Below are 13,787 nucleotides of genomic sequence, written 5' to 3'. Positions count from 1 at the left end.
CGCCGCGACGGCATGAGCCGGTCGCGGCGCGGGTATTTCAGCGTTTGAACGGGGTTACTGGATCTGCCCGTGGCAATGCTTGAACTTCTTGCCCGAACCGCAGTAGCACAGCTCGTTACGGCCCAGCTTCTGCTCGTTGCGAACCGGTGCGGCGGCGAGGGCTACATCGACCTCTTCCCCGAGCGGCTCCACCTGCTCAAGACCAGGCGCTTCAGCGTGTTCGAACTGCATACGGGCGGCCAGTGCCTCGGCTTCCTGACGCAGGCGTGCCTCTTCTTCGGCCGGGTCTTCGCGACGAACCTGAACGTGGGACAACACACGGATCGAATCGCGCTTGATCGAATCCAGCAGTTCGGAGAACAGCGTGAAGGACTCGCGCTTGTATTCCTGTTTCGGGTTCTTCTGGGCGTAGCCACGCAAGTGGATACCGTGACGCAGGTGGTCCATGGTCGACAGGTGGTCTTTCCACAGGTCGTCCAGAACACGCAGAACGATTTGCTTCTCGAAGGTACGCAGCGCTTCGGCGCCCGCCTGATCTTCTTTCTCGTTGTACGCCGCCATGAGCTCCTGCATCAGTTTCTCGCGCAGGGTTTCTTCGTACAGGTGGTCGTCTTCGTCGAGCCATTGCTGGATCGGCAATGCCACACCAAAATCGCTCTGCAACGCAGCTTCCAGACCGGCCACGTCCCACTGCTCAGGCAGCGATTGCGGCGGAATGTGTGCGCTGACGGTCGCGTTGAGCACGTCCTGACGGAAGTCGGCGATGGTTTCACCGATGTTGTCGGCGGCCAGCAACGTGTTACGCATGTGATAGATCACTTTACGCTGTTCGTTGTTGACGTCGTCGAACTCGAGCAGTTGTTTACGAATGTCGAAGTTGCGGCCTTCCACCTTGCGCTGGGCCTTTTCGATGGCGTTGGTCACCATGCGGTGCTCGATCGCCTCGCCAGGCTGCATGCCCAGGGCCTTCATGAAGTTCTTCACCCGGTCAGAGGCGAAGATGCGCATCAGGCTGTCTTCCAGGGACAGGTAGAAACGACTGGAACCGGCGTCGCCTTGACGACCGGCACGACCACGCAACTGGTTGTCGATACGGCGCGATTCGTGACGCTCGGAAGCGATCACCTGCAAACCGCCCGACTCGAGCACTTGCTGGTGACGCTTCTGCCAGTCGGCCTTGATCTGGGCAATCTGCTCAGGCGTCGGGTTTTCCAGCGAAGCGACTTCCACTTCCCAGTTGCCGCCCAACAGGATGTCGGTACCACGACCGGCCATGTTGGTGGCAATGGTCAGCGCACCCGGACGACCGGCCTGGGCGATGATCTCGGCTTCCTTTTCGTGGAACTTGGCGTTCAGGACCTTGTGTTCGATGCCTTCCTTCACGAGCAGATTGGACATGTGCTCGGACGTTTCGATGGTCGCAGTACCCACCAGCACCGGACGACCGGCCGCCATGCTTTCCTTGATGTCATTGACGATGGCCGCGTACTTCTCGTCGGCGGTCAGGAACACCAAGTCGTTATAGTCTTTACGGGCCAGCGGCTTGTTGGTCGGAATGACGACAACCTGCAGGCCATAGATCTGATGGAACTCGAACGCTTCGGTGTCGGCCGTACCGGTCATGCCGGACAGTTTGGTGTACAGACGGAAGTAGTTCTGGAACGTGGTCGATGCCAGTGTCTGGCTTTCGGCCTGGATGTTCAGGTGTTCCTTGGCTTCGATGGCCTGGTGCAGGCCTTCGGACAAACGACGACCCGGCATGGTACGACCGGTGTGCTCGTCGACCAGCACCACCTGACCGTCCTGCACAATGTATTCAACGTTGCGATGGAACAGCTTGTGCGCACGCAGGCCGGCATAAACATGAGTCAGCAGGGGTAGGTTGTGCGCCGAGTACAGGCTCTCGCCTTCACCCAGCAGGCCCAGGCGGGTCAGCGCCTCTTCGACGAACTGGTGACCGGCTTCGTTGAGTTCGACCTGGCGGGTCTTCTCGTCGACGGTGTAGTGGCCGGCCTTGGTGACTTCACCTTCGACTTCTTCGATGTGCAATTCCAGCTGCGGGATCAGTTTATTGATCTCCATGTACAGCTTGGAGCTGTCCTCGGCCTGACCGGAGATGATCAGCGGGGTACGGGCTTCGTCGATGAGGATGGAGTCGACTTCGTCGATCACGGCGAAATTGAGTTCGCGCTGGAATTTCTCTTCCAGACTGAACGCCATGTTGTCGCGCAGGTAATCGAAACCGAATTCGTTGTTGGTGCCGTAGGTGATATCGGAGGCGTAGGCCGCGCGTTTCTCTTCCGGTGGCTGGAACGGCGTGACAACGCCGACCGTCAGGCCGAGGAATTCGTAGAGCGGACGCATCCAGTTGGCGTCACGACGGGCCAGGTAGTCGTTCACCGTCACAACGTGCACGCCCTTGCCGGACAATGCGTTGAGGTAAACACCCAGTGTTGCCACCAGGGTCTTGCCTTCACCGGTGCGCATTTCGGCGATCTTGCCTTCATGCAAGGTCATGCCACCGATCAGCTGGACATCGAAGTGGCGCATTCCCATGACGCGCTTGCCGGCTTCGCGGGCGACCGCAAAGGCTTCCGGCAGCAGCTTGTCGAGGGTTTCCCCTTTGGCGATACGAGCCTTGAACTCATCCGTCTTGGCACGCAATTGATCGTCCGAAAGGGCCACCATTTGCTCTTCGAAGGCATTGACGAGTTGCACCGTCTTGAGCATGCGTTTGACTTCACGCTCGTTCTTGCTTCCAAAAAGTTTCTTTAACAAAGGCGCAAACATATCGGCAGGATCTTCCACACTAAAGGGATGGAGGGCGGCCCCGTGAGTCGCCCGTGCAGCCCTCATGGCCGCATGCGAACGAGCATTCTACCCGGAAACGATGGTGAGGAAAGTGGCGTTATTCCACGATGCTGGCACAGCGCTGTGACGGGGCTCACTTAAAATAGGGGCAAATGGCTGAACTTCAAGCCATACGAGGCAGAAGTCATGGATTGATTTAAGGGGTAAATCGCGCGCAAAGCAATGGGTCGGTGCAGGTGCGGCTTTCTGCTAACATGGCGGCTCTGTTACTTCAGGTGTCTGATCATGGCATTTCGCCCTCTTACGGCCAGAGCACCCGCCGTCCTGCTTCGCGAAGCCAAGCCGCTCAAAGCCATCCTCGGCCACGCCCAACGCCTGGGCCATCTGCAACGCCTGCTGGAAAGCCAACTGCAACCCGCCGCTCGCGAACACTGCCATGTGGCCTCGTGGCGCGAAGGCAGTTTATTGCTGATTGTCACCGACGGTCATTGGGCCACGCGCCTGCGCTACCAGCAAAAGCGCCTGCAACGACAACTGCAGATGTTTGACGAGTTCGCCAACCTCACACGAATCCTGTTCAAGGTGCAGCCACCCACCGTTCAACGCGGCGCGACCGGGCATACCATGGATCTGTCCAACAATGCGGCGGAAACCATTCAGGCAACGGCTGATGGCATCAGCGATCCGAACCTGCGGGCGGCGCTGGAGCGCTTGGCGGCGCATGCCAGGCCCAAGACCTGATATAGCCCATCTGTGGGAGCGAGCCTGCTCGCGAAAGCGGTGTATCCGTCAACATATGCATTGAATGCCAGCCCGCATTCGCGAGCAGGCTCGCTCCCACAGTTTTTACCTATCGACGTTTGCTGCCACCGAGCAGAGACCCCATCAACCCCCGCACCAATTGCCGCCCCAACTGATTCGCCGCCTGACGCATTGCCGATTTCAACGCCTGCCCCGCCGCCGTGCCGAGAAACTCCCCGGCCTGCTCGGTAAAGCTCGGCTCTTGCGGTGTCGGTTTGCCCGGTGCCGCTTCCGGCTCCGGTGCCAGGCCCTTGCGCCCCATTAGCACTTCGTACGCAGATTCGCGATCGATTGGCTTGTCATACCGCCCCTGTAACGATGACCCAGCGATCAGCGCCGCGCGCTCGGCGTCGCTCAACGGCCCGATCCGCGATTGCGGCGGTGCCACCAGGACCCGCTGGACCATCTCCGGCGTGCCTTTATCCTGAAGCGTTCCAACCAATGCTTCGCCGATGCCGAGTTCAGTCAGCACCGACAAGGCATCGAACGCCGGATTCGGCCGAAAACCATCGGCCACGGCCCGTAGGGATTTTTGCTCTTTGGCGGTGAATGCGCGCAAACCATGCTGGATACGCAACCCAAGCTGCGCCAGCACGTCATCCGGCAGGTCACCCGGCGATTGCGTGACGAAATACACGCCCACGCCTTTCGAACGGATAAGCCGCACCACTTGCTCCAGGCGCTCCTGCAAGGCCTTGGGCGTGCCGGCGAACAACAAATGCGCTTCGTCGAAAAACAGCGCCAGCAGCGGTTTGTCCGCGTCGCCGCGCTCCGGCAACTGCTCGAACAGCTCGGCCAGCAGCCACAACAGGAAGGTCGCGTAGACCTTTGGCGCTTCGTGCACCAGACGACTGGCATCAAGCAAATGAATGCGTCCGCGACCGTCAGCGGTCGGTTTCAGAATGTCTTCGAGTTGCAGCGCCGGTTCACCGAACAGCGCCTCGGCGCCCTGCTGTTCAAGGGTCGCCAGGCGTCGCAACAGCGCCTGACTGGAACCGGTGGTCATCAGTGCGGCATCATCCCCGAGCAGTTCCGGATTGTCCTTGAGGTGATTGAGCAGCGCCTTCAGGTCTTTCAGATCCAGCAGCAACAAACCTTCGCGGTCCGCGACCTTGAACGCAGCATAGAGTGCCGACTGCTGGCTGTCGGTCAGTTCCAGCAAGCTGCCCAGCAGTAACGGCCCCATTTCGCTCAAGGTTGTGCGCAGCGGGTGGCCGGTTTGACCCTGTATGTCCCACAAGGTCACCGGATAGGCGGCCGGTTTGTGGTTCAGCCAAGGCATCCCGGCGATCCGCTCGGCGATCTTGCCCTGGGGATTGCCCGCAGCGCCCAAGCCACATAGATCACCTTTTATATCGGCGGCGAACACCGCCACACCGGCATCGCTGAAAGCCTCTGCCATGCGTTGCAGGGTGACGGTCTTGCCGGTCCCGGTAGCACCTGCGATCAAACCGTGACGGTTGGCCAGGCGCATGGCCTGGGAAATCGGCTGTCCCGAAAGATCGGCACCGATAACGAGTTGCAGTGAGTCAGGCATTTGGTCACCCAATGGTTAATCTTTTTCAGAATTGGCCGATAGACATCTGAACAGACCAGTCTGACAAATCGATCGGATATTTCCCTAAGGACAGCCGGAAATTTCAGTATTTACCCATGCCCTGCCGTGTGGACCAATAAGAACACACCTCTGGCATATAAGACCTTAGCGGAACCCCAAGCCATGAACAAAAATCTAAGATTCAGCCATAAAATCCTGCTTGCCGCCGCCCTCATCGTCACTGCCGCCTTCGCTTCATTTACGTTGTACAACGACTACCAGCAACGTAACGCGATCCGCAAAGATCTGGACAACTACCTGCAAGAAATGGGCAGGGTGACCGCCAACAACATCCAGACCTGGCTGAACGGACGCAGCCTGTTGATTGAAAATCTCTCACAAAACGTCGCACTGAATGCCGACACCAGCAACATCACCAAACTGCTTGAACAAAAGGCGATGGCCGCAGCGTTCATGGGCGTCTTCATGGGTAGCATCGACGGCACCTTTATCATCCGCCCGAACGCCAAGATGCCCGAAGGCTTTGATCCTCGCGTCCGGCCTTGGTACAAGAGCGCTCAAAACACCAGTGGCCCGGTACTGACCGAACCCTACATCGATATGGCCACAGGCCAACAGGTCATTTCCATCGTCCACAACGTAATCAAAGAGGGTCAAAGCATCGGCGCGGTCGGCGGTGACCTGAGCATGCAGATGATCATAGACAGCCTGAACGCACTGGACTTTGGTGGCATGGGCCATGCGTTCCTGGTCAGCGCCGACGGCAAGATCCTGGTGCACCCGGACAAGACACTGGTCATGAAATCCTTGTCCGAGGCCTACCCGAACAACACGCCGCGCATCAGTAGCGACTTCAGTGAAATCGAGGTCGATGGCAAAACCCGCATCGTCACATTCACCCCGATCAAAGGCCTGTCTTCAGTCAACTGGTACATCGGTGTGTCGGTGGATAAAGACAAAGCCTTCTCAATGCTCAGCGAATTCCGCGCCTCAGCGGTCTTTGCGACCATCATCGCGGTAGCCATCATCATCGCCCTGCTGGGGATGCTGATCCGCATCCTGATCCAGCCGCTACACGTCATGACCCGCGCCATGGCCGACATTGCCGACGGCGAGGGCGACCTGACCAAACGCCTGACAATCGTCAACAACGATGAGTTCGGCCTCCTTGGCAAAGCGTTCAACCGTTTCGTCGAGCGTATTCATGGCTCAATCCGTGAAGTGTGCTCGGCCACAGGACAGGTTAACGAAGTGGCACTGCGGGTGGTGGCCGCCTCGAATTCGTCGATGTACAACTCCGACCAACAGGCTTCACGCACCAGCAGCGTGGCGGCGGCGATCAACCAGCTCGGCGCTGCCGCCCAGGAAATCGCCCGCAATGCCGCGCAAGCGTCAAATCAGGCCAGCGACGCCCGCAGCCTGGCCGAAGATGGCCAGCAGGTGGTGGATCGCAGCATCGTTGCGATGAACCAGCTGTCGAACATGCTCAGCGCCTCCAGCGACAACATTGAGTCGCTTAATAGCAAAACCGTGAACATCGGGCAGATTCTCGAGGTCATCACCAGCATTTCCCAGCAGACCAACCTGCTGGCGCTCAACGCCGCCATTGAGGCGGCACGGGCAGGCGAAGCCGGGCGCGGATTTGCGGTCGTGGCCGATGAAGTGCGCAACCTGGCGCACCGTACCCAGGAGTCGGCGCAACAGGTACAGGCCATGATCGAAGAGTTGCAGGTCGGCGCGCGCGAATCCGTGAGCACCATGAGTGACAGCCAGCGCCACAGTCAGGACAGCGTGGAAATCGCCAACCTGGCCGGCGAGCGCCTGAGTAGCGTGACCCAACGCATCGGTGAAATCGACGGCATGAACCAGTCGGTGGCCACCGCGACCGAGGAGCAGACTGCCGTGGTGGAGTCGATCAATGTCGACATCACCGAAATCAATACGTTGAACCAGGAGGGCGTGGAAAACCTGCAATCAACGCTGCGTGCTTGTGCCGATCTTGAGCAGCAGGCGGCGCGCCTCAAGCAGTTAGTGGGCAGTTTCCGTATCTAGTTTTTCGCGAGCAGGCTCGCTCCCACAGTGTCTCGGTACTTCTGTGGGAGCGAGCCTGCTCGCGAAGATGATCTGAAATACTCCGCAATAACCCACTGGCACCCCACCCGCAAAAGCCCAACCGAACATCTATTCTTCATTTAGGTCAACCAAGGAGATCATTGGACCGGAGGGATGTTCATCGTGCATATCGCGGACATAACCATGTTCTACGCCCCCGCCAGCGGTGGCGTGCGCACTTATCTGGATGCCAAGCATCATCGTCTGTGCACAAGGCCGAACATTCGCCACAGCTTGCTGATCCCCGGAGCGATTTTCAGTGAAAAGGAGGGTATCTACACCGTTCCAGCTCCCGCCCTGCCCTTCGGCAAAGGCTATCGTTTCCCTCTCCGTCTGGCGCCCTGGCGCAATGTACTTCACGACCTGCAACCCGAACTGATCGAGGTCGGCGATCCTTATCTCACCGCGTGGGCGGCCCTGGATGCGCGTCGCCAACTGGATGTGCCGGTGATTGGCTTTTATCACTCGGACCTGCCACTGCTGGTCAGCAACCGCATGGGTCACTGGGTCACCCCCAACGTCGAAGCTTATGTCAGCAAGCTCTACGGCAACTTCGACCGGGTGCTGGCACCCAGTCGGGTCATGGCGGACAAACTGACCGGCCTGGGCGTGAAGAACGTTTTCGTGCAGCCCCTGGGCGTCGACCTGCAAATGTTCCATCCCGGTGCGCGCGATAACGGTTTGCGGGCCGAACTGGGCCTGGACGAAAACATTCATCTGCTGATTTTTGCCGGGCGCGGCTCCAAGGAAAAAAACCTGCCGGTCCTGCTCGATTGCATGAAACGCCTGGGCCGACGCTATCACTTGTTGCTGGTCGGCTCGTCGATGCCAGCCACTGTGCCAAGCAATGTTACCGTCATCGATGAATTCCGCCCTGCCCCGCAAGTCGCCCGCCTGATGGCCAGTGCCGACGCGTTGCTGCATGCCGGTGACCAGGAAACCTTTGGCCTGGTGGTGCTCGAAGCCATGGCCTGCGGCATTCCAGTGGTGGCCGTCGCAGCCGGCGCGTTCGAGGAAATCATCACCGATGAATGTGGCCTGTTGTGTCCCCCCAACGAACCGGTGGCCATGGCCAACGCCGTGCGCGAACTGTTCAGCCAGGGCAGCGCAGCCCTCGGCCAACAGGCGCGACGCCATGTCGAGCGGTATTACGACTGGGATACAGTGGTCAACAGCTTGCTCAACCACTATCACGCCGTACTCGGCAGCCAATGGCCGCGAGTCGTCAATGGTTGAGCCCATGAATCAATCCAGCCTGTTGTTGGTGCTGCACGATGTGACGCCGCACTCCTGGGCCGATTATCAACCTTTTATCGAAGCCCTCGATGCCTTCGGCGATGTGCCGATGACCCTGCTGGTGGTGCCTGACTACCACAAGCACGCCCCCCTACACGCCCATCCGGGATTTCGCCGCCAGCTCGCCGAGCGTCTCGACCGGGGCGACGAACTGGTACTTCACGGCTACTTTCACTGCGACAACGGACCAATGACGAGTAATCCCCGGGACTGGTTCATACGCCGGATCTATACCCACGAAGGTGAGTTTTACAACCTGCCCCGCGAGGCCGCCCTCGCTCGGCTGCGCGCCGGAATTGAAGTATTCGACCGTTATCACTGGCCGCTGCACGGCTTTGTCGCGCCGGCCTGGCTGATGAGCGAAGGCACTCGACAGGCCTTGCGACAATTACCCTTGAGCTATACCAGCGACGCACAACACCTCTATCGCTTGCCGGACTTCACGCCGTTCAATGCTCCCGGACTGGTCTGGAGTGCGCGCAGCGCCTGGCGCCGTGGCATGTCGAAGCTGGTTTGCGATCAACTCGAACAACGCTGGCGGCAAGCACCAGTCATTCGGCTGGGCTTGCACCCGGTGGATATGCGCCACGAATTTTCACGCACCTGGTGGCTGAAAACCCTTAAACGCCTGCTCGACGAGGGACGGGTACCAATGACCAAGTTGCGCTGGCTGGCACAGCAGGACAACCGAATGGGTCGCGCCGCATGAGCCGCGGGATCCTGCTATTCATCGGCCTGCTCGCCGCACTGCTGATTCCCTGGTTGCTGGGCGGCAGCGAAACCTGGTCGCGGCTGAACACCTTTCCACGCAGTTGGTTGCTGGTCATGTTTGGCATGATCCTGCTGTGCTGGGTCGTCAACACCTTCCGCCTGCGCCTGCTGTTGGGGGATCAACGCGACAAGGTGAGCCCGGTCAAAAGCCTTGGTGTGGTGATGGCCGCCGAATTTGCCTATTGCGCCACACCTGGCGGCAGTGGCGGGCCACTGACCATCATGGCGTTACTGGCGCGCAATGGCGTGCGTCCGGCCAGGGGCAGTGCCGTGTTTGCCATGGATCAGTTGAGCGACTTGCTGTTTTTCCTTTGCGCGTTGAGCGCAATCCTGATTTATGCGCTATTCCAGCACCTGAGTCAGCGCATGGAGTGGCTTCTGACCGTCAGTGCCCTCTCGATGTTCGGTGGATTGGTCTGTTGCGTGATCGTGGCCCGATACCACCGTTTACTGATTCGCCTGAGCGGTCGACTTCTTGTTCGCATCAACGTCCAATCCACCACCCGTATGCGCTGGGCACGAAAACTCCTGCACTTTCTGGCGGCGTTTACCGACACGCTGAAGCTGCCCTTTCAGACTTTGATCACGGTGTTTGCCTTGACCTGTCTGCATTGGATCTTGCGTTATAGCGTGCTGTATCTGGCGTTGCGGGGGCTTGGGGCGGATTTGCAGTGGGCCTGGAGCTTTCTGATCCAGATGCTTTCGCTCAGCGCAGGACAATTCAGCCTGTTACCGGGCGGGGCCGGAGCGGCCGAACTGACCTCGGCGGCGCTGCTGGCACCCATGGTGGGAAAATCCACGGCGGCGGCGGCGATCCTGATCTGGCGGGCAGTGACCTACTACTTCTATCTGCTGGTGGGAGGGCCGGTGTTTGTATTGATGCTGGGTCGGCCATTGCTCAAGAAGCTGATGAAGCCCAAGCAAGCCCTGTAGGAGCGAGCTTGCTCGCGATGGACGCATGGACACCGCGGGGTATCAGGTTTCACGCGTTATCGTTTACGACCATCGCGAGCAAGCTCGCTCCTACCGGGATTCGGGATGGACTCCTGCTGCAACTGCTCCCACAACTCGGCAGCACCCGGAAATTCTGTGCCATCTTCCGGCCCCATGTCATCGGGGTCATATCGACTCAAACAGCCTTCCCCCAATGTCGCGGGCGCTTTGGAAGTGGCTTTGTCCAGTGGATCGGCCATGGTGATATCCCCTATTCAGAAACGGCTGCGCAGAAACGGCGAAGGGCCTGGAGCGATTGAACGCCCAGGCCCTTCGGATTTCAACTGCGTCGTGCCGCGATCAGAACACCACGGTTTTGTTGCCGTGTACCAGCACCCGGTCTTCCAAGTGATAACGCAGGCCGCGGGCCAGTACCATCTTCTCGACGTCGCGACCGAAACGCACCATGTCTTCGACGCTGTCGCTGTGGCTGACGCGCACCACGTCCTGTTCGATGATCGGACCGGCGTCCAGCTCTTCCGTCACATAGTGGCAGGTAGCACCAATCAGCTTCACGCCGCGCATGGACGCCTGGTGGTACGGCTTGGCGCCGACGAACGACGGCAGGAAGCTGTGGTGAATGTTGATGACCTTATGTGCATATTCGCTGCACAACTCGGGCGGCAGAATTTGCATGTAACGGGCCAGTACGACCACTTCGGCATCGTGCTGTTTGACCAGGCGCGAAACCTCGGCGAAGGCCGGCTCCTTGTCCTGCGGGTTGACCGGCACGTGGTAGTAAGGAATGCCGTGCCATTCGACCATGCTGCGCAAGTCGTCGTGGTTGGAAATCACGCAGGCGATTTCACAGTCCAGTTCATCGCTGTGCCAGCGATGCAGCAAGTCAGCGAGGCAGTGGGACTCGCGGCTGGCCATCAGCACAACGCGCTTTTTCTGCGCCGTATCGGTGATGCGCCAGTCCATCGAAAATTCTTCGGCAATCGGCGCAAACGCTTCGCGAAAGGCTTCGATACCGAAAGGTAGCGAGTCGGCACGGATTTCGTGACGCATGAAGAACCAGCCACTCTGATTATCCGAGTGATGGCTCGCTTCAGTGATCCAACCGTTATGAGACGCCAGAAAGTTACTGACTTTAGCAACGATGCCGACGCGGTCCGGGCAAGAGATCACCAGCCGAAAAGTGCGCATGAGGGGGAAACTCCAGAACTTCGCAAAGGCCGCCATTCTAGCGATTGCGCAGCGAATCTGCAGTATTGATCACATATTGCCTTGCCCGATGGTCAGCGCCGAGGTCTCTGCCAGCGCTGGAAGCCCGTGTCATGACAGTGTTGTTTGCTCTCTTGCAGCATTGAATTGTGAACATTTGTAGCCTCAGCTTCGAACTATTTAACTGCTCACCAAAAGTGGGCTTAACTCGCTGTCATTAAATTAAATAAACTCCGGTTTAATGTTTACTTGATGAAATACCCTGACTATTATTGCCGCACTGTCCCCTGCCATCCTGTTTCTACATAAGGTAGTAATCATGTCCTTGATCAACGAATACCGTGCCACCGAAGAAGCTATCAAAGAGCTGCAAGCCCGTTTGAAGAACCTGTCCCAAGACGACAAACTGCAAACCGAGCTGGAATTCGAAGGCAAACTGCGCACCCTGATGGGCGAATACTCCAAGTCCCTGCGTGACATCATCGCCTTGCTGGATCCGGAATCCAAAACCAAGGCACCACGTGGCGGCGCAGTAAAAACTACCGGCACCAAGCGTGCTCGCAAAGTTAAACAATACAAAAACCCGCACAACGGCGAAGTCATCGAAACCAAAGGTGGCAACCACAAGACTCTGAAAGAGTGGAAAGCCAAGTGGGGCGGTGACGTGGTTGAAGGCTGGGCTACCCTGCTGGGCTAAGCCGCCGTGCTTGTCGCAGACATATTTGCGACAAAAAATAACGCCAGCATAGCGCTGGCGTTTTTTATGTCCGCAGTTCAACCCGTTCAGTTTCGATTTCAAAGATTCAAACGCTGGCGCAAGTCCTGAACATATTCCTGCCACTCATCGAGTGCCTTTTGCTGAAACGGTGTCGCAGTAAGCATCAATTGGGCTGCGGTCTCCACAAAACTATCAAGGGTATTGGGCGCCCCCCATTCCAGGTCTGACAGACGCTTCTGACAAAATAGTCGCCAGCGCTCTTGCTCTTCGAAACTCAACGTATCCGGAAAGTTACGTGCGCGATATCGAAACAATAACTCCGGCAAACGTTCGTCATCGAAAAGCCATTTCTCTCTCGCCAATTGCTGCGGATCGACCGTCCGCACTTGCTCGCATAATCGACGATCACGATCGCCGATAAAACCATCGTATAACTGTTGTTCCGGGTCCCGGCTGGGGACAAATTCCTCCCCGGCATAGATTTCCAGAACTTTATCCTGCCAAACTTTGGCCGCGTCACTTAGCCGCAGTACGCGCTGCCGATACAACGCCATATCCAGCCCGAGACGCTGCTGATCTTCCGGACGGAGTACCGCCAACGGTGCTATCACCGGACACTTGTTGATGTGAATGAGTTTGAGCGGCACGGGCAACTCACCCTCGGCCAAATCATCGCGCCGTGTATAGAGGCGCTGGCGCAAGGTCTCGGCATCCAGATCCAGCAGCCCCTGCGGATCGAGGTGAAGGTCGCAGACAATCAATGCATTCTTGTTGCGTGGGTGCCATGCCAAGGGCAATACGACGCCGATGTAATGGCGGGCAGCGGAAAAACGTCCAGACACATGCACCATCGGTTGCAACAGGCGAATCTGATCCAGCACTTTTTGTTTACTGCGCAACTGAAACAGCCAGTCATATAACTTCGGTTGTTTTTCCCGGATCAAACGCGCCAGGGCGATGGTCGCGCGAACGTCCGACAGCGCTTCGTGGGCGTTGCCGTGATCGATACCGTTGGCGGCCGTCAGGCGTTCGAGTTTGAGCGTCACCCGTCCCTCCTCGTCCGTTGGCCAAGCGATCCCGTCAGGGCGCAAGGCATACGCGGCACGCACCACATCGATCAGGTCCCAACGACTGTTACCGCCCTGCCATTCCCGCGCATAGGGGTCGAAAAAGTTGCGATACAGGCTGTAGCGCGTCATCTCGTCGTCGAAACGCAAGGTGTTGTAACCCGCGCCGCAGGTGCCGGGAGCCGCCAGTTGGGCATGCACACGGGTCATGAAATCGGCTTCGCTCAGGCCGTGTTCGGACAAGCAACCGGGGGTAATGCCGGTGATCGCGCAGGCTGCCGGGTGCGGCAGGATGTCCTCACTGGGTTGGCAATAGAGGTTGACCGGTTCGTCTATTTCATTGAGATCGAAGTCCGTACGCAGCCCCGCCATTTGCAGTGGGCGGTCGCAACGGGGGTTGATGCCCGTCGTTTCATAGTCGTACCAGAAGATGGAGGTCACAGGCGTTTCCTGAACTGAAGATCGACGAAGTCTAGGCCCTCAAGTCCTGCTC

General features: G+C 58.4%; 11 protein-coding genes and 1 pseudogene. 7 read left to right on the top strand and 5 right to left on the bottom strand.

Annotated features, from left to right (window positions below; translation table 11 throughout):
• Positions 1-54 precede the first annotated feature (54 nt).
• A complete protein-coding gene (secA, locus tag ACSFE6_RS10785; protein WP_435427579.1) occupies positions 55-2,790 on the bottom strand; it encodes a preprotein translocase subunit SecA in 2,736 nt (911 codons plus the stop codon).
• A gap of 306 nt (positions 2,791-3,096) precedes the next feature.
• Here secA and ACSFE6_RS10780 point away from each other — a divergent pair, with 306 nt between their 5' ends.
• Positions 3,097-3,552, top strand: coding sequence for a DUF721 domain-containing protein (locus tag ACSFE6_RS10780; protein ID WP_435427578.1), 456 nt, complete (start codon positions 3,097-3,099; stop codon positions 3,550-3,552).
• A 109-nt stretch (positions 3,553-3,661) separates the two neighbouring features.
• On the opposite strand, the gene ACSFE6_RS10775 is transcribed toward ACSFE6_RS10780, so the two are convergent.
• Entirely contained in the window at positions 3,662-5,149 is a 1,488-nt protein-coding gene (locus ACSFE6_RS10775; RefSeq protein WP_435427577.1) for a helicase HerA-like domain-containing protein, read from the bottom strand.
• A 183-nt stretch (positions 5,150-5,332) separates the two neighbouring features.
• On the opposite strand from ACSFE6_RS10775, the pseudogene ACSFE6_RS10770 reads away from it, so the two are divergent.
• From ACSFE6_RS10770 to ACSFE6_RS10750, 5 genes and pseudogenes are all read left to right on the top strand, one after another.
• A pseudogene (locus ACSFE6_RS10770) lies at positions 5,333-6,364 on the top strand (HAMP domain-containing protein); the annotation flags it as partial.
• Between the two features lie 93 nt (positions 6,365-6,457).
• On the top strand, positions 6,458-7,222 hold the full coding sequence (locus ACSFE6_RS10765; protein ID WP_435427607.1) for a methyl-accepting chemotaxis protein: 765 nt from the start codon (positions 6,458-6,460) through the stop codon (positions 7,220-7,222).
• A 174-nt stretch (positions 7,223-7,396) separates the two neighbouring features.
• Entirely contained in the window at positions 7,397-8,518 is a 1,122-nt protein-coding gene (locus ACSFE6_RS10760) for a glycosyltransferase family 4 protein (RefSeq protein WP_435427576.1), read from the top strand.
• Positions 8,511-9,287 carry a DUF2334 domain-containing protein gene (locus ACSFE6_RS10755; protein ID WP_435427575.1) on the top strand — a complete coding sequence of 259 codons (777 nt, stop codon included), beginning with the start codon at positions 8,511-8,513 and terminating at the stop codon, positions 9,285-9,287. The genes ACSFE6_RS10760 and ACSFE6_RS10755 overlap by 8 nt, the downstream gene beginning before the upstream one ends.
• Positions 9,284-10,282, top strand: coding sequence for a lysylphosphatidylglycerol synthase transmembrane domain-containing protein (locus ACSFE6_RS10750; protein ID WP_435427574.1), 999 nt, complete (start codon positions 9,284-9,286; stop codon positions 10,280-10,282). Before ACSFE6_RS10755 ends, ACSFE6_RS10750 begins: the two co-directional genes overlap by 4 nt.
• 56 nt (positions 10,283-10,338) lie before the next feature.
• Here ACSFE6_RS10750 and ACSFE6_RS10745 read toward each other — a convergent pair whose 3' ends face one another.
• Both ACSFE6_RS10745 and purU read right to left on the bottom strand, forming a co-directional pair.
• Positions 10,339-10,542 (bottom strand): hypothetical protein, encoded by a 204-nt coding sequence (locus ACSFE6_RS10745; protein WP_435427573.1) that lies wholly within the window; start codon positions 10,540-10,542, stop codon positions 10,339-10,341.
• Positions 10,543-10,642: 100 nt separating this feature from the next.
• The gene (purU, locus tag ACSFE6_RS10740) at positions 10,643-11,491 is read right to left on the bottom strand and encodes a formyltetrahydrofolate deformylase (RefSeq protein ID WP_435427572.1); all 849 of its coding nucleotides are present in this window, start codon (positions 11,489-11,491) and stop codon (positions 10,643-10,645) included.
• Positions 11,492-11,828: 337 nt separating this feature from the next.
• On the opposite strand from purU, the gene mvaT reads away from it, so the two are divergent.
• Entirely contained in the window at positions 11,829-12,206 is a 378-nt protein-coding gene (mvaT, locus tag ACSFE6_RS10735; RefSeq protein WP_007933316.1) for a histone-like nucleoid-structuring protein MvaT, read from the top strand.
• Positions 12,207-12,304: 98 nt separating this feature from the next.
• Here mvaT and sbcB read toward each other — a convergent pair whose 3' ends face one another.
• Complete coding sequence (sbcB, locus tag ACSFE6_RS10730; RefSeq protein WP_435427571.1) at positions 12,305-13,735, bottom strand: exodeoxyribonuclease I; 1,431 nt, start codon at positions 13,733-13,735, stop codon at positions 12,305-12,307.
• Positions 13,736-13,787 lie beyond the last annotated feature (52 nt).

The sequence above is a fragment of the Pseudomonas baetica genome, from assembly GCF_051216495.1.
Classification (GTDB): Bacteria; Pseudomonadota; Gammaproteobacteria; order Pseudomonadales; family Pseudomonadaceae; genus Aquipseudomonas; species Aquipseudomonas baetica_B.
This window is presented reverse-complemented; position numbering and strand designations above follow the sequence as displayed.

Coding starts and splice junctions, on each gene's coding strand:
- ACSFE6_RS10775 (WP_435427577.1), bottom strand. CDS start 5,149: ATGCCTGACTCACTGCAACTCGTTATCGGTGCCGATCTTTCGGGACAG.
- ACSFE6_RS10765 (WP_435427607.1), top strand. CDS start 6,458: ATGTACAACTCCGACCAACAGGCTTCACGCACCAGCAGCGTGGCGGCG.
- ACSFE6_RS10760 (WP_435427576.1), top strand. CDS start 7,397: ATGTTCATCGTGCATATCGCGGACATAACCATGTTCTACGCCCCCGCC.
- purU (WP_435427572.1), bottom strand. CDS start 11,491: ATGCGCACTTTTCGGCTGGTGATCTCTTGCCCGGACCGCGTCGGCATC.
- ACSFE6_RS10780 (WP_435427578.1), top strand. CDS start 3,097: ATGGCATTTCGCCCTCTTACGGCCAGAGCACCCGCCGTCCTGCTTCGC.
- mvaT (WP_007933316.1), top strand. CDS start 11,829: ATGTCCTTGATCAACGAATACCGTGCCACCGAAGAAGCTATCAAAGAG.
- ACSFE6_RS10750 (WP_435427574.1), top strand. CDS start 9,284: ATGAGCCGCGGGATCCTGCTATTCATCGGCCTGCTCGCCGCACTGCTG.
- secA (WP_435427579.1), bottom strand. CDS start 2,790: ATGTTTGCGCCTTTGTTAAAGAAACTTTTTGGAAGCAAGAACGAGCGT.
- ACSFE6_RS10745 (WP_435427573.1), bottom strand. CDS start 10,542: ATGGCCGATCCACTGGACAAAGCCACTTCCAAAGCGCCCGCGACATTG.
- ACSFE6_RS10755 (WP_435427575.1), top strand. CDS start 8,511: ATGGTTGAGCCCATGAATCAATCCAGCCTGTTGTTGGTGCTGCACGAT.